The 15,133-nt window shown below is 64.0% G+C and carries 16 protein-coding genes; 7 read left to right on the forward strand and 9 right to left on the reverse strand.

Going from position 1 to position 15,133, the window contains the following annotated elements; all coding sequences use genetic code 11:
• Nucleotides 1-279 precede the first annotated feature (279 nt).
• On the forward strand, nt 280-1,965 hold the full coding sequence (gene leuA, locus F0185_RS11395; protein WP_167224441.1) for a 2-isopropylmalate synthase: 1,686 nt from the start codon (nt 280-282) through the stop codon (nt 1,963-1,965).
• Between the two features lie 43 nt (nt 1,966-2,008).
• Here leuA and F0185_RS11400 read toward each other — a convergent pair whose 3' ends face one another.
• The 6 genes from F0185_RS11400 to F0185_RS11425 all read right to left on the reverse strand — a co-directional run bounded on the left by F0185_RS11400 (nt 2,009) and on the right by F0185_RS11425 (nt 6,374).
• Entirely contained in the window at nt 2,009-3,241 is a 1,233-nt protein-coding gene (locus F0185_RS11400) for an ATP-binding protein (protein ID WP_223164494.1), read from the reverse strand.
• A complete protein-coding gene (locus F0185_RS11405) occupies nt 3,241-4,134 on the reverse strand; it encodes a tetratricopeptide repeat protein (RefSeq protein WP_167224445.1) in 894 nt (297 codons plus the stop codon). Before F0185_RS11405 ends, F0185_RS11400 begins: the two co-directional genes overlap by 1 nt.
• On the reverse strand, nt 4,131-4,595 hold the full coding sequence (locus F0185_RS11410) for a hypothetical protein (protein ID WP_167224447.1): 465 nt from the start codon (nt 4,593-4,595) through the stop codon (nt 4,131-4,133). The genes F0185_RS11405 and F0185_RS11410 overlap by 4 nt, the downstream gene beginning before the upstream one ends.
• A 100-nt stretch (nt 4,596-4,695) precedes the next feature.
• Nucleotides 4,696-5,376 (reverse strand): haloacid dehalogenase type II, encoded by a 681-nt coding sequence (locus F0185_RS11415; protein ID WP_167224449.1) that lies wholly within the window; start codon nt 5,374-5,376, stop codon nt 4,696-4,698.
• A gap of 88 nt (nt 5,377-5,464) precedes the next feature.
• Nucleotides 5,465-5,926 (reverse strand): SUKH-3 domain-containing protein, encoded by a 462-nt coding sequence (locus tag F0185_RS11420; protein ID WP_167224451.1) that lies wholly within the window; start codon nt 5,924-5,926, stop codon nt 5,465-5,467.
• Nucleotides 5,919-6,374: a hypothetical protein gene (locus F0185_RS11425; protein WP_167224453.1), complete on the reverse strand. Its 456-nt coding sequence runs from the start codon at nt 6,372-6,374 to the stop codon at nt 5,919-5,921. Before F0185_RS11425 ends, F0185_RS11420 begins: the two co-directional genes overlap by 8 nt.
• A gap of 377 nt (nt 6,375-6,751) precedes the next feature.
• Between F0185_RS11425 and F0185_RS11430 the strand changes: the two genes are divergently transcribed.
• Nucleotides 6,752-7,279, forward strand: a complete 528-nt coding sequence (locus tag F0185_RS11430; protein ID WP_167224455.1) for a hypothetical protein — start codon at nt 6,752-6,754, stop codon at nt 7,277-7,279.
• A gap of 444 nt (nt 7,280-7,723) precedes the next feature.
• On the opposite strand, the gene F0185_RS11435 is transcribed toward F0185_RS11430, so the two are convergent.
• The 3 genes from F0185_RS11435 to egtD are packed head-to-tail and all read right to left on the reverse strand — an operon-like array spanning nt 7,724 to nt 10,829.
• Nucleotides 7,724-8,659, reverse strand: coding sequence for a YihY/virulence factor BrkB family protein (locus tag F0185_RS11435; RefSeq protein WP_167224457.1), 936 nt, complete (start codon nt 8,657-8,659; stop codon nt 7,724-7,726).
• On the reverse strand, nt 8,656-9,861 hold the full coding sequence (egtB, locus tag F0185_RS11440; RefSeq protein ID WP_370664001.1) for an ergothioneine biosynthesis protein EgtB: 1,206 nt from the start codon (nt 9,859-9,861) through the stop codon (nt 8,656-8,658). Before egtB ends, F0185_RS11435 begins: the two co-directional genes overlap by 4 nt.
• Before the next feature lie 2 nt (nt 9,862-9,863).
• Nucleotides 9,864-10,829, reverse strand: a complete 966-nt coding sequence (gene egtD / locus F0185_RS11445) for an L-histidine N(alpha)-methyltransferase (protein ID WP_167224461.1) — start codon at nt 10,827-10,829, stop codon at nt 9,864-9,866.
• A 137-nt stretch (nt 10,830-10,966) separates the two neighbouring features.
• Between egtD and F0185_RS11450 the strand changes: the two genes are divergently transcribed.
• The 5 genes from F0185_RS11450 to F0185_RS11470 are packed head-to-tail and all read left to right on the forward strand — an operon-like array spanning nt 10,967 to nt 15,003.
• Nucleotides 10,967-11,854 carry a putative selenate ABC transporter substrate-binding protein gene (locus tag F0185_RS11450; protein ID WP_166885914.1) on the forward strand — a complete coding sequence of 296 codons (888 nt, stop codon included), beginning with the start codon at nt 10,967-10,969 and terminating at the stop codon, nt 11,852-11,854.
• A gap of 17 nt (nt 11,855-11,871) precedes the next feature.
• The gene (locus F0185_RS11455; protein WP_167224463.1) at nt 11,872-12,687 is read left to right on the forward strand and encodes a phosphonate ABC transporter ATP-binding protein; all 816 of its coding nucleotides are present in this window, start codon (nt 11,872-11,874) and stop codon (nt 12,685-12,687) included.
• Between the two features lie 14 nt (nt 12,688-12,701).
• Nucleotides 12,702-13,532: a PhnE/PtxC family ABC transporter permease gene (locus F0185_RS11460; RefSeq protein ID WP_167224465.1), complete on the forward strand. Its 831-nt coding sequence runs from the start codon at nt 12,702-12,704 to the stop codon at nt 13,530-13,532.
• Nucleotides 13,529-14,320, forward strand: coding sequence for a phosphonate ABC transporter, permease protein PhnE (phnE, locus tag F0185_RS11465; protein WP_167224466.1), 792 nt, complete (start codon nt 13,529-13,531; stop codon nt 14,318-14,320). The genes F0185_RS11460 and phnE overlap by 4 nt, the downstream gene beginning before the upstream one ends.
• A gap of 26 nt (nt 14,321-14,346) precedes the next feature.
• On the forward strand, nt 14,347-15,003 hold the full coding sequence (locus F0185_RS11470; RefSeq protein ID WP_166885922.1) for an ABC transporter ATP-binding protein: 657 nt from the start codon (nt 14,347-14,349) through the stop codon (nt 15,001-15,003).
• Nucleotides 15,004-15,133 lie beyond the last annotated feature (130 nt).

Below are 15,133 nucleotides of genomic sequence, written 5' to 3' on the forward strand. Positions count from 1 at the left end.
CTGTCGTCTTTCCCCCTGCTCGCTGGCGCGCTATCGCTAGCGACGCTACTAGCTGCACGCGCGTAATTTACCCGCAGTGCGCCGCCCGGCTCCCCCGCCGGCGAAGTTGTAAAACCCCAGGAAAGCACGACCCATGTTCGCATCCGTCTCCCTCATTCAGTTTCTACTGCTAAAGCTACCGATCGGTTGCCTGGCCTAGCGTATATCCGTGGCCGCCCGGCAGCCTGTCGCCACACCGCCGCCCGGCCCTTATCCGCTTTCGCCAAACAGGAGTACCCCATGATGTTGCAGAATCCGTCGTCGAAATACCGCGCCTTCCCTCCAGTCAATTTGTCCGCCCGCCAGTGGCCGGATAACGCCATCACCCGTCCGCCGATCTGGATGAGCACCGACCTGCGCGACGGTAACCAGGCCCTGATCGAGCCGATGAGCCCGGAGAAAAAGCTGCGTTTCTTCGAGATGCTGGTCAAGATTGGCCTCAAGGAAATCGAAGTCGGTTTTCCATCGGCTTCCCAGACCGACTTCGATTTCGTGCGCAAGCTGATCGATGAAGACCGTATTCCCGAGGACGTGACCATCATCGTGCTGACCCAGTCGCGCGACGAACTGATCCGCCGTACCGTCGATTCCGCCGTCGGCGCGCGCCGTGCCATCGTGCACTTGTATAACTCGGTGGCGCCGGTGTTCCGCAAGGTGGTGTTTGGCATGACGCGCGAGCAGATTACCGAGATCGCCGTCAGCGGCACCAAGCTGGTCAAGGAACTGGTCAAGCAGCATCCGCAGACGGACTGGGGTTTCGAATACACGCCGGAATCGTTTTCGACCACGGAACTGGATTTCTCCAAGCACATCTGCGACGCGGTCAGCGATATCTGGCAGCCGACGCCGCATAACAAGATGATCGTCAACCTGCCCTCCACCGTGGAATGCAGCACGCCGAACGTGTACGCGGACCAGATCGAATGGATGTCGCGCAAGCTGGCGCGGCGCGATTCGCTGATCATCAGCGTCCATCCGCACAACGACCGGGGGACGGCGGTGGCATCGGCCGAGCTGGCCATCATGGCGGGCGCCGACCGGGTCGAAGGCTGCCTGTTCGGCAACGGCGAGCGCACCGGCAATGTCGACCTCGTCACTTTGGCGATGAATCTGTACACCCAGGGCGTGCATCCGGGGCTCGATTTCTCCGATATCGATGCCGTGCGCCAGGTGGTGGAAGAATGCAACCAACTGCCCGTGCATCCGCGCCATCCGTATGCGGGCGACCTGGTGTTTACGGCGTTCTCCGGTTCGCACCAGGATGCGATCAAAAAAGGCTTTGCCCAGCAGAAGCCAAATACCTTGTGGGAAGTGCCGTATTTGCCGATCGACCCGGCCGACCTGGGACGCAGCTACGATGCGGTGATTCGTGTCAACAGCCAGTCCGGCAAGGGCGGAATGGCGTATCTGCTGGAACAGGAATTCGGCTTGAGCTTGCCGCGCCGCTTGCAGATCGAGTTCAGCCGGGCGGTACAGGCGGTGGCCGACGCTAGCGGCCGCGAGATTGCGGCCAAGGAAATTCATGCGATCTTTTGCAGCGAGTATTTTGACCAGGCCAGCCCGTACGCGTACAGCGCCCACAAGATGGTGGAAGACAGCAGCAACGACGAGCCGGTGCAGATCGATATCACCCTGGCGCACCGCCAGGCCAGCCTGAGTTTGCAGGGTGGCGGCAACGGGCCGATCGATGCGTTCGTCAATGCGCTGGGACTCGATATCAAGCTGATGGATTACCACGAGCATGCAATCGGCTCGGGCGCGAATGCCAAGGCCGCGTGTTATGTGGAATTGCGCCTGGAGAATGGTCCGACCATGTTCGGCGCGGGGATCGACAGCAATATTGTGACGGCCTCGTTCAAGGCGGTGCTCAGTGCGGTGAACCGGCAGTTGGTGCGGGCCGAAAAAGAGCTGGCGGTAGCGCAGTAATGCAGTTGCCGTCCCCGCCCGGCGGCGCGGGGACGGCGCAAGATCAAATGAACTTGGTCTTCTTCAGATACTTTTCCACGTCGCGATAACTGTCGTCGCTGCCCGCGTAGCGCACCAGATTGCGCGCCGTTTTCAGCCACTCCACCGTCGATGGCTGCATCGCATCCAAGGCATACGCAATATCTGCCGGCCCGATCGGCCGTTCCGGATTTCCCGACAAAATATCGTGAATCGCGCTTTCCTTGGCCAGGTCGATTACGCCATCGATATCGGCGCCCGAAAAATGCGGGGTCGCCGCCACCAGCGCATCGATATCCACGCCTTCCACCGGCACCTCGCGCAGCTTGATGTTGATGATGTGCTTGCGCGCTTCGGCATCCGGCGGTGGCACGAACAGCTGGCGCGCAAAGCGCCCGGTGCGCTTCATCGCCTGGTCCACATCCCACGGCATATTGGTCGCAGCCAGGAACAGCACGTCGCGGTTGTCGCGCTCGAAACCGTCGAGCTGCGACAAGAATTCATTCACGATCGTGCGGCTGTGCTCGCTCTGAGCCTTGGAACGCGAAAATGCCAGCGCATCGAGTTCGTCGAAAAACAGCACGCACGGTTTTTGCGCACGCGCCTTTTCGAACAGTTGCGCCAGGTTGCGCTCGCTCTCGCCCATCCACATGTTCAACACTTCGCTGATGCCGACCGACACGAACGAGGCATTGCACTCGTTGGCAATCGCGCGCGCGATCATGGTCTTGCCGCAGCCGGGCGGGCCGTACAGCAAGATCCCGCCGCCGCCCTGCTTCTTGAACTTGGCAAACAGCGACGGCCGCAAAAACGGCTCGATGATGTGCAGGCGCAACATCTTCTTCAAGTCTTCCATCCCGCCCACGTCGGCAAAGCGCACCTGGTCCGGCGCTTGCGGCTTGAGCGGCACCACGTTGGCGCCCTGCCCCACCAGCGACAGCGCCGGCCCGGAAGCCGGACGCGCACTCTGCTGCAACTGTTCCAGCGCCGGCACCGGCACGAAGCCATCCTGCTGGCGTGCGCGGCCGTAGGCGGCCAGCGCATCGCTGTTGCGCTCCAGCGCCAGCAAGGCCTGCGCCTTGCCGCTCGAGGCGGCCGCACCGGGCGACTGCCGTTCGGCCAGCTCGAACTGCACCAGCGCGGCGGCGGCATCGTTTTCGTCGAGCAAGAGGCGGGCATAGCCGAGCCGGTTGGCAGTGTTAAACGGATCGCTTACCAGCGACGCTTCGTATTGTTCACGCGACATAGTCATGGTCATCAAATTCCTGCGCGGCGTTTCAGCCAGCGCTTGAGCAAAGAGGGGAAAATCCAGGAGTACGCACAATAACCGAGAAGGAAGATATTGAGCGGACCGAGGATATGCGGGGCAATCTTGCCGGCGCCACTGAACACGGCCACCGTCACCACCCACAAGACGACCGATGCCGCCCAGCCCCAGCGATTGAACGGCCACAGCGGCAACATGCTCCAGTGGCTCAGGGCGTCGAGTTCGACCACCAACTCGAGGATCTCGCGCGAGCCTGGATTGAGTTTCAATAGTTCGATGGCAATCCGCTTGGCGGCCCGGTATTTGCCGCGACGCACCAGGTGGGTGATCAGCATGTGGGCCGTGCCCGCGCTTTCGGGATGGCGGCCCATCAAGGCGGCCAGGCGCTCCTGCTCGGCGCCTTTGCGGCCATCGATCAGGTCGCCCATCATGCAGGCGATCAGGGCCAGTTCATCGTCCGGATCGAGGCGCAGCGCTTCGTGCGCCAGCGCCTTGGCCTTGTCGATGTGCATGGTGCGGTACATCAGCATGGCGTAGCGCGCGTAATGATGGCCGGACTCCGGGTAATCCCTGAGCAGCTCGATCAGCACCAATTCGGCCGCAGGCAGTTCGCCGCTGTCCTGGTACACGGTGGCGAGCAGGGAGCGGGCCGCGAAATGGCCGGGCTCGCGGCTGAGCACGCGCAGCAAGGCTTCGCGAGCGTCCTCCGGTTTGCCGGTCAGGTAATCGACCAGCGCCGCGCCATACAGCAAGTCGCTGTCGTCGGGATACTGGGCCAGCGCCTCGCCCAGCTCATCGCGGGCTTGCGCATAGCGGTTGCGCTCGATCAAGCCCTGCACGCGCCGGCTGTAATCGCGCACCGATAACACAAGGTGGTCGTTCATGCGAGGCCAGCCACAACGTAGAACTGCACCGCTTTCTTCATGCCGTACGCCAGGACGGCGCAGGCAATCGCCGGAATCCATGGCGACGGCGCCGTGGCGCCGAACAAGGCGGCGGAACGGTGTTGCTTGCGGTGCAGGAGATACACAATGCCAGTCAACGCCAGCGCCAGCGCGCGCCACAAGGCCTCGCCCGCGCTGTTGCCGATGACATCGATCAGGCTCACGAGCGGCGCATACCGGGTCAGCATGGCGACGAGATAAGTTACACCCAGCGCCAGGCCGGCCAGGTAGACCAGTGCGTCGAGCGGCCGCCTGAGCTTCCAGGAATTGAGCGCCGAATACAGGATGATCGCAAACGGCCCGCCGAAAAACGCCAGCACAAAGGACGATTGCAGCGAGTACAGCTTGGCAGCTGGCGCTGCGGAGAGCGAGAGCGACGGAGTGAGCAGGCTTTCGCGCATGGGGTGTTGTCTGGAGTAAGTGATCAATGGGGGCGTGAAACAGAATCCGCATCATACGCAAGTTTCGCGCCGCCTTCCAGTGATCTGCTCGATGCGGGCGTCAGCGCAGATCGAGCAACCAGTCGGCCATCGCGGCCAGGTCGGGCACGATGACGGCGGGCGTGGCGCCGAGCTCTTCGAGCGGGCCGCCATCGCGATTGACCCAGCATACCGGAAAGCCGAACAAACTGGCCGCACTCGCGTCCCAGCCGTTGGCGGACACATAAAGGATGTTCTCGCGCGGATAGCCGGCGCGCTGCTCGGCCAGCAGGTAAATCTTGCGGTGCGGCTTGAACACCTCGACCTCGTCGACGCTGACGAACTGGTCGAAGGCCCATTTCAGGCCCGAGTTCGCCACCACCTGGTTGATGGTGTGGCGCGAGCCGTTCGAGGCGATCAGCATCGGCACGCCGGCGTCGCGCAGGCGGCGCAGGGTGGCCGGCGTTTCGGGATGGGGATCGAGCCGCAGGTACTGGTCGCTGAGCTGGCGCACGGTGCCGGCCAGCAGCGGCAGGCCCAGTTTGGCGCAGGTAAAGCGCAGGGCGTCTTCGGTGACGGCGTCGAAATCGGCGTAGCGCTCCATCAGGCTGCGCAGCCAGGTGTAGTCCATCTGGGTCTGGCGCCACAGGCGGGCGATGGCCTCGCCATGGCCGGGGTAGGCTTGCTCGCAGGCTTGGGACACCGAGTGCACATCGTACAAGGTGCCGTACAGGTCGAAGATAATCGCGTGGATCTTTGGCATGGGCCTCTCCTCTGTCTTTAAAAGCACTGTACCATTTTCGAGGAGAACGCCATGGGTGCGGGCGCGCGCTGTTGTATTGCGTAAGGTTCTAAGGCACTTCCACCATCTGGCGCCGGTCGAACAGGTTGTTCATGGCGTCCTCCACGTCGGTACCGATCAGGCTGAGGTGATCGTCGTATCCGCCATACACGCGGCCCGATTCGGATAACAGCAACACCATGTGCCCGTTGTACGCCATACCGATGACGACCAGTTGTTCCTGCACGCGCGCTTCGTACTCGCGCACCGTCTCGCGGCAGGTACAGGCGATGGCACGCGCCGGATCGAAATCGATACGATCGAGCGCCCCCTCAACCCGGTACGCGGGCATGTCGCCCCCCAGTCCGCCAAAGCGCTGAAAGAACTGTTTTGCCTTAGGGAATACCGTATAGCCGTCGGCGACCAGGCAGGTGAGAAATGGTGCGGGAAGAACCTCGCGATGCGGGGTCCATTGCATTTTTCTCAGATACTCGTACGTCGTCGCGTCAAATATCAACGGCATATTACCCATTGCGGCAGCTCTCCGACATCGGCGTCAGCGCGTTCATCGTCGGGCTTTCCCCGGCCTTTTCCAGCAATCGCGTCAGCCACTCGCACTCCTGCACCGTCCCGGCGAACACGATCCCCGATTCATGCTTGAGCAAGGCATATGCGGCGACCAGTTCGAGGCCGAGGGCGGCGCGCAGCACCTTGACGGTGTCGAATGTCGACCTCGCCCGCCCCATCGAGACCGTCCACTCGCCGAATGCCTCGAGCATGCGCGCGCGTGGCTCCGGCTGCAGGAATCCCGTGTCGTCCCCATGCCACCTCTGCCCGCAGTGAACGCAATGGAATTCCTCGTAAATGCGCAGGGTGCCGGCGTGGTCGCCATAGCCAACCGAGACCGAGGCTTCCTGTGAACAATGTGAACAGGTGACGGCGAGAATCAATTCGGGCCTGGGGTAGGTTCTTGCAATCATGAGGTTTGGCTTACGCATTCGTCACAGTGCTTCAGGGGCCTGAAGCTGGTTAATGGAAATGGGCTGCTGGCAGCCAGCGCCAGCATGTAAAGCCACACGCCAGGCGGGATCGTCTTTACAAGCAGGTGTAATCGCTTGCATGTAAAAAGACCGATATTGACACGCTCGCGCAGCGGCATTTTGCCACGCCGCCGGGCAGGGAGCGAAAATCCAGCCCGGTCCGTCGCTGGCACGGAACTTGATATAGATCATATTACAAGCATGCGCTTCCAGGCGAGCCACAGTCCGGCATCGCCCTCACCGGAGCAAGCCCGGGAAGAATCCGAGTAAGCGTTGCATGTTGACCCCATACGAATGACGTCGAAACGGAGAACCCCATGCCAGATTATTCCAACAAATCCGAGCTGCAAGCTGCAGTCACCCGCGCCCTGGGCGCGCGCAGCGGTAGCGCAACCCTCAAGGCGGTCGCCTACTGGCAAGAAACCGGCACATTCTGGGCACTCAAGCAAGATGGTTTTCTAAGCGAGCACGAAATGGCCTGCCTGCGCAAGGAACTGGGAACCACCCAGATCTATCATGCATGGCTCAACACCTGCGACATCGACTGGACCGCCAGCACCGGCCTGCGCGCCAGGATGGTCGGCGTATCGGCGCATATGAACAAGATGACGCCGCCGCCCGACTGGCGTGGCCTGACGGCCGCCGCCAACTGCGATTGCAGCATCGACTGCGCATTCGACATCGAACGCGTGCCGGCGGACGACCCGGTCAGCGATGCCCGCACCGTGCATTCGGCCTGGTGGACCTTCATGAGCGACATTCCGTTCGAGCAGTTCGGCCTGCCGCTGCAGACCCCCGGATTGCCGGCCGGCGCGGCGCCGGGACGGGCGACGTTTTCCGCCTGAGTTCGTGAACGATGGCCGCGCCGCCTGGCCGGGGCGCGTCCTGGCGGCGCGTCCCTGACAGCCCCATCGACAGCGCTCTGCCGGCGCCGGCGCATCGCCCTGCTCACCATGCGCGCATCCTGACGTCAAAAACGGACGAAAAAAAAGCCCGCCGAAGCGAGCTCTAATCCAATGTATTACCAATGCTTTAATCGTGTCCCAGGCGCCCATGCTATCTGCGTGGTGCCCTGACGTGTAAATCGACTACCGTATTCGGAATTACAAATCCAGGCGGTTGCGACCATCTACCTTGCGACATTACACATATTGCGCGGCGGTGCAGGCTCCGGATAGGGTTTCGGTTCGTTTGAACCTCACCACTGAACGTAGTGTAGCACACGTTTGTGCGATGCAGCAAACTTTATCGCCATATTCTCGCTATCTTGTTGTCGCTGTCTTGCGCAATCACGCCGCCGGCCGCGTCGTCATCGGTATCGGCTCCTTGTTCTGCTCATTGCGCCCGGCCCGCTCGTATTCCGAAATCACCTGCGCGCCGAACAGCAGCAAGGTCGCCCCGATCTCCAGGCTGAACATGACCACGATGGCGGTCGTCATCGACCCGTACACCATATTCACCTGCGACAAGGTCGAAAAGTACCAGACCAGCACATGGCGCGCGATTTCCCACAGCAGCGCCGCCGTCACGCCGCCAATGAGCGCGTGCGACAGCGACAGCCGCCCCACCGGCATCACCAGGTAGATGGAACTGAGCACCAGGATTTCCCCGCTCAGTCCCAGGCAGTACAGCAGCACGCCCGAGACCCCGCCGAGCGACCATTCGTAGCCGAGGAAGTGCACGCTCTCCTCGCCCATCACCTGCAAGGTGCCCGCCACCAGCGTGACGATCATGATGCCCGCGCCGAGCGCCAGGATATAACAGTAAGGCAGGATCGCCGATATCAAAAAGCGCCGCCGCCGGATCGCCACGCGGTGATGGAAGATCACGCTCATCGCGTTTTCCAGCGCGGTGAAGGCGAGCGAACTAAAAAACAGCATGCTGGCGAACAGCACCCAGGTCACCAGGTCGCGATCGTCCATGAAGTGCGCCAGTTCGCCCACGATGGCTTTCGACTGCCCCGGCACCAGCCACTCCAGGTAGCGCCCCAGGGTCGAGAGCAACTCGGCCTGGTCGATGAAGTGCGACAGCGCCACCACCACCAGCATCAGGAACGGCACGATCGACAGCAGCGCGTAATAGGCCACCGCGCCGGCCAGCAGCAAGCCCTGGTTGGCCTTGAAGCCCTTGAGCGTGCGCCACGCGAATTCGAGCGGATGGCCGAGCACATACGCGTTGGCCCGGCGGTTCAATATGCGCAAGCGCAAACCTCTGGTGCCCTTCATCGCGCGAGCCTGATGCCGGTAAACTGCCAGCGTGCGCCGGCCGGGAAGAAGTTGCGGTAGCTGGCGCGCGCATGCCCCGGCGGCGTGGCGCACGAGGAGCCGCGCAGCACGTACTGGTTGAGCATGAATTTGCCATTGTATTCGCCCAGCGCGCCGGGCGCGCAGGCGTAGCCCGGATACGGCGCGTAACTGCTGCTGGTCCACTGCCAGCACTCGCCGAACATCTGCAGCAAGCCCTCGCCCTGCGGCGCGCAAGCCGGATGCAAGCCACCCGTGAGCGTGCCGATGCCGGCGCAGGCGACTTCCCATTCGGCCTCGGTCGGCAGGCGCGCGTCCATCCAGTGCGCGAAGGCGTCGGCCTCATACAGCGACAGATGCGTGGCCGGCCGCGCAGGGTCGAGCGGCAGCAAGCCGTGCAGGGTGAATTCGTGCCACTGCCCGTGCGCGTCGCGCTGCCAGTACAGCGGGTGCGCCAGTGTCAGCTCGCACACGCGGTCCCAGCCCTCGGACAACCACAGCGCCGGCTCGCGGTAGCCGCCGGCCTCGATGAAGGCCAGGTACTCGCCATTGGTGACCAGGCGCGAGGCCAGCGTAAACGGCGCCACATACTGGCGGTGGCGCGGCAGTTCGTTATCGAAGCAAAAGCCGGCGTCGGCGTGGCCGATGTCGGCCACGCCGCCATCGAAACCGATCCACGCCAGCGGCGCGGCCGACGGCGAGCGTGGCAGCGCGCTATCCATATACGCGGGCCACATGGCGTTCTGCGCCAGCATGTGCTTCACATCGGTGAGAATGAGTTCCTGGTGCTGCTGCTCGTGCTGCAAACCGAGTTCCAGCAGGCGCAGCAGCTCGTCGCCCGGCTGCGCCGCCAGCAAGCGCGCCACGCGCGCATCCACATCGGCGCGGTAAGCGCGCACCTCGCGCACGGCGGGACGGGTCAGCAAGGAGCGCTGGGCGCGCGGATGGCGCTCGCCGATACCGTTGTAATAGGAGTTGAACAGGACCCGGAAGGCCGGATGAAACGGCGCGAAGCCTTCTTCGAAGCGCTCTAATATGAACGTCTCGAAAAACCAGGTGGTATGCGCCAGGTGCCATTTGACCGGACTGGCGTCTGGCATCGACTGGGCGCCGCAGTCTTCGTCCGAGAGCGGCTCGGCCAGCATCAGCGAGCGTTTGCGCACGCCGTCGTAGAGATCGCGCATGCTCATCGCGGTATGGCACGCGCGTAGACGACCGCGAACCACTGATCGGGATCGGTCCACACATGCACGCTGCGAAATCCGCCCTGCTCTAACAGGCCGACCGCCGCGCTCTGGCGGTACTTGTAACTGTTCTCGGTATGAATACGCTCGCCCGCCGCAAAAAATCGTTCGCCGCCCGGCCAGCGCACGCTCACAGCTTCGCGCGCTTCGAGGTGCATCTCGACCCGGCTCTCGATGGGATTGAAAAAGCCGCGGTGACGCCACTGCGCCACGTTGAAATCTGCGCCGATGAGCTGGTTCACGTGGCGCAGGATGTTCAGGTTAAAGGCCGCCGTGACGCCGATGGCGTCGTCGTAGGCCGCGTCGAGGGTGGCGGCGTCCTTGACCAGGTCGATCCCGATCAGCAGCGCGCCATCGTCATCGCAGCTGTCGCGCAAGCGGCGCAGGAAAGAACGCGCCTGCTCGGGCGTGTAGTTGCCGATCGACGAGCCGGGATAGAAAAACAGCCGCTTTTCCGCGCGCACCACGCCCGGCAAGGCAAGCCCCTCCGAAAAATCGAGCCCCAGCCCGGTCATCTCGATATGCGGAAAGCGCTGTTGCAACCGCTCGATCGACTCGCGCAGGAAATCGTACGAGATATCGATGGCCACATACTGGGCCGGATGGAGCAGCGGGAACAGGCGCGCCGCCTTGGCGCAGTTGCCCGCGCCCAGGTCGATCATGGTGGCGCCGGGACCGACCGCGCGCGCGATCTCGGCCCCGTGGCGCACCGCGATGGACGCCTCGGTGCGGGTCGGATAATACTCGGGCAGTTCGCAAATGGCCTCGAACAGGCGCGAACCGAGCGCGTCGTAGAGAAATTTAGGCGAAATCGCCGCCTCCCTGCCGAGCAGGCCGGCACGCAGTTCGGAGGCAATGGCGTCGCCCGAGCGCGCGTCGCGCGCATCGGCCAGGCTGGAGGTCGGCATAGTTTTATTGGTCAATCGAAATCGCTGCGTGGGTGTTTTTGTTATCATAGCTGAATATCCCGTATTTCACGGTCCACCCGGCGTTCAAGCGTGCTCGCTGGCCGGCTCCCCCATCGACCTTCCCAGGACAGGCTACCATGACCAATTTCTCCACCCGGCGCACCCTTAAAACCATGCTGGCTGCATCAATCGGCGCCACCTTGCTGCTGGCCGGCGCCAGCGCCCTCGCCCAGGTTACTCCGGGCGTGCTGCGCGTGTCGGCCATTCCCGACGAAGCGCCGACCGAATTGCAGCGCAAGTTCAAGCCGCTGGGCGACTACCTGGCCAAGGCCACCGGCCTGAAAGTCGAATTCACCCCGGTCACCGATTATCCGGCCGCCGTCGAAGGCCTGGTCAACAAGCGCCTCGACCTGGTCTGGTTCGGCGGCTTCACCTTCGTGCAGGCCAATGTGCGCAGCAAGGGCCAGGTCACGCCGCTGGTGCAGCGCCAGGAAGATACCGCCTTCCGCTCGGTGTTCGTCACCACCAAGGCCGACATCAACAAGCTCGATGACCTCAAGGGCAAGACCCTGAGCTTCGGTTCCGAATCGTCGACCTCGGGCCACCTGATGCCGCGCTCGTACCTGCTGGCCGCCAAGATCGATCCGGACGCCGACCTCAAACGCGTGGCCTACTCGGGCGCGCACGACGCCACCGTGGCCGCTGTCGCCGGCGGCAAGGTCGACGCGGGCGCGCTCAATATCTCGGTCTGGGAAAAACTGGTCGCCGAGAAGAAGGTCGATCCGGCCGCCGTGCGCGTGTTCTACACCACCCCCGGCTACTTCGACTACAACTGGAGCGTGCGCTCCGACATGCCGGCCGCGATGAAAAAGAAGCTGACCGACGCCTTCCTCGCCCTCGACAAGTCCACGCCTGAAGGCAAGGAAATCCTGGAGCTGCAAAAAGCGAGCAAGTTCGTGCCGACCACGCCCGACAATTACAAGTCCATCGAAGCGGCCGCGCGCAGCGCCAAGCTGCTCAAGTAAGCAAGCGACGCTCGCGCATGACCACCTACCGGCTCGAAAAACTCACCGTGCGGCACCAGGCCGGCACGCGTGCGCCGGCCTTGCACGCGATCGACCTGGTGGTGGAACAAGGCGAGCAACTGGCCGTGATCGGCCCTTCCGGCGCCGGCAAGACCACCTTGCTGCACACCCTGGCGTGCGCCCACGCGCCGGCCGACGGCGTGTTCCAGGCCTTCGGCCGGCAACCGTGGGCCTTGAGCGGCAAGGCGCGCCACCAGTTGCGCGCCAACCTGTTCCTGGCGCCGCAAACGCCGCCCCTGCCGCCGCGCCAGCGCGTGGTCAGCGCGGTGCTGGCGGCGCGCCTGCCGCACTGGAGCCTGTTCCAGGCGCTGTCCTCTTTATTCAAGCCAGTCGACCCGGATGCCGCCTACGATGCGCTGGCACGCTTCGGCCTTGGCGACAAACTGTATGCGCGGGTCGACCGCCTGTCGGGCGGGGAGCGCCAGCGCTGCGGCCTGGCGCGCCTGCTGCTCTCGTCGGCCAAGGTGTTCCTGGTCGACGAGCCGCTCTCCGCGCTCGACCCGGCGCTGTCGCAACTGACCCTCTCGGCCCTGCAGCAAGAGGCCGCAAGGCGCAACGCCACCCTGATCTGCAGCCTGCACCAGGTGGAGATGGCGCGCGCCAATTTTGCCCGCATCGTCGGGCTGCGCGACGGCCGTATCGTGTTCGATTGCGCGCGCGACGACGTCAGCGACGCCATGATCGCCGCCCTGTACCAGAACGAATCGGTCGCGCCGCATCCGCACGAAACGCACGCGACACCCGATCGCCTGGCCATCGGCGCCTGCTTTTAGCCTGCCCGCAGCGCATGCCCCCTTCCCTCCAACAACATCCGGACCCGGCATGGCGCGCGCGCGTGGCCATGGTCGTCATTGGCGCGGCGCTGCTATGGCCCGCCATGGTGTTGAGCGAATTCAAACCGTGGATCCTGTTCGACCTGCAAAGCCTGAAGGCCGCCGGCGGTTTTCTGGTCGGCTTCCTGACGCCGGCCCATTCGCCCGAGTTCTTGTCGATGGTGCTGCGCGAAACCTGGCAAACGGTGGCCATCGCCACCGCCGGCCTGGCGCTGGCGCTGCTCGGCGCCATTCCCGCCACCCTGATCGTCACCGAGCGCCTGTCGGTCTCGCGCCTGGGCACGGGGCGCATGCACTGGGCCGCCAGCGCGCTGCGCCAGGTCGTGCGCTGGGTGCTGGTGCTGCTGCGCAGCGTGCCCGAACTGGTATGGGCGATCCTGTTCGTGCGCGTGGTGGGCCTTGGCCCGACCGCCGGCGTGCTGGCCATTGCGCTCACTTACTGCGGCATGCTGGGCAAGGTGTACGCCGAAATCCTCGAATCGTCCGACGCCCACGCCACCGAAACGCTGCTGGCCAACGGCACCTCGCGCCTTGCCGCCCTGCTGTACGGCGCCTTGCCCGAATCGGGCTCCGAACTGGTGTCGTACACCGTCTACCGCTGGGAGTGCGCCATCCGCGGCTCGGCGGTGATCGGTTTCGTGGGCGCCGGCGGACTCGGTCAGCGCATGGATGAATCGACCCGCATGATGGCCGGCGGCGAAGTGTGCACCATGCTGATCATGTTCGTGCTGCTGGTCGCGCTGGCCGACTGGGTATCCAAACTGCTGCGCCGGAGGCTCGGATGACGCGCCGCCTGCCTGTGGCGCCGCCGCGCCAGTATTCGACCTGGCTGCTCGGCGCGGCCCTGCTGGCGCTGGTGGTGGCCAGCTTCGCCTCGCTGCCGCTGCAATGGTCGGCTTTTCTCTCGCCCGACGCGGCCACGGTAACGATGGAATTTTTGGCCGGCTTCGCCCCGCCCGAGACCGCGCCGGCGTTCTTGCGCAAGACCGCGCTGGCCGCCCTGGAAACGCTGTCGATGTCGGCCATCGGCACCCTGCTGGCGGTGGGAGGCGGCCTGGCGCTGTCGATGTCGGCCGCGGGGCGCTTCGGCCGCATCCAGCGCGCCGTCGCGCGCGCCCTGCTCAACGTGCTGCGCTCGATTCCGGAACTGGTATGGGCCTCGCTGCTGCTGGTGGCCGCCGGTCTGGGGCCGTTCGCCGGCACCCTGGCGCTGGCGGCGCACACCAGCGGCGTGCTCGGACGCCTGTTCGCCGACGCGCTGGAAAACACCGACCCGCACCCGGAACGCTCGCTGCTTGCCAACGGCGCCTCGCCCGGCGCCGCGTTCTGCTACGCCACCCTGCCGCAAACGCTGCCCCAGATGCTCTCGTACACCCTGTACCGCTGGGAGAACAATATCCGCGCCGCCGCCGTGCTGGGCGTGGTCGGCGCCGGCGGCCTTGGCCAGATGCTCAAATTTCACCTGTCGCTGTTCCAGATGCAAAGCGCGGCCACCGTCATCATCGCCATGCTGCTGCTGGTGGCGCTGGTCGACGCGGCCAGCTTTGCGCTGCGCCGCGCCCTGACCCGTTAATCGTATTCACAGGACTGACCACACCCATGCTCGAACTGCGCGATCTCGCCAAAAACTACAACGGCCGCCCTGTCCTGAACCGCCTGTCGCACCAATTCGAGGCTGGTCAGTTCGTCGCCATCATGGGCGAATCCGGGGTCGGCAAGTCGACCCTGCTGAACCTCATCGCCGGCCTCGACGCGCCCGACAGCGGCGAAATCCTGATCGACGGCCAGAGCATGTCGGCGCTCGACGACAATGCCGCCACCAGCTTGCGCCGCACGCGCATGGGTTTCATCTTCCAGGCATTCCACGTACTGCCGCACCTGACCCTGGAACAGAATGTGGCCCTGCCGCTGCTGCTCAACGGCCAAAGCCAGGAACGCGCCGGCGCCATGCTGGCCGCGGTCGGGTTGAAAGGACGTGGCGGCGATTTCCCGCGCCAGCTCTCCGGCGGCGAAATGCAGCGCGTGGCGATCGCGCGCGCGCTGGTGCACCGCCCGGCACTGGTGCTGGCCGACGAACCGACCGGAAACCTCGATCCCGAGACCGCCGACAGCATTTTGGCCTTGCTGCGCAACGAGGTAAAAGCCAGCGGCGCGACCGCCATCATGGTCACACATTCTCACGCCGCGGCCGCTCAAGCCGACAAAACCCTCATTTTGACCCGCTCAGGATTGCAAATTGTGCAAGATGTGCGTTAAAAGCCGCATTTCCGTCGTTTAATTTATCAACTTTGCTGCGAGTATATTCTTTCGGTAGTATCATCGAACCAAACCCGCGATGCATGAAATATATCAGAATGTAACAAACGGGTTGAAGTTGACCAACAGT

It is taken from the genome of Massilia rubra (genome assembly GCF_011682065.1).
Classification (GTDB): Bacteria; Pseudomonadota; Gammaproteobacteria; order Burkholderiales; family Burkholderiaceae_D; genus Telluria_A; species Telluria_A rubra.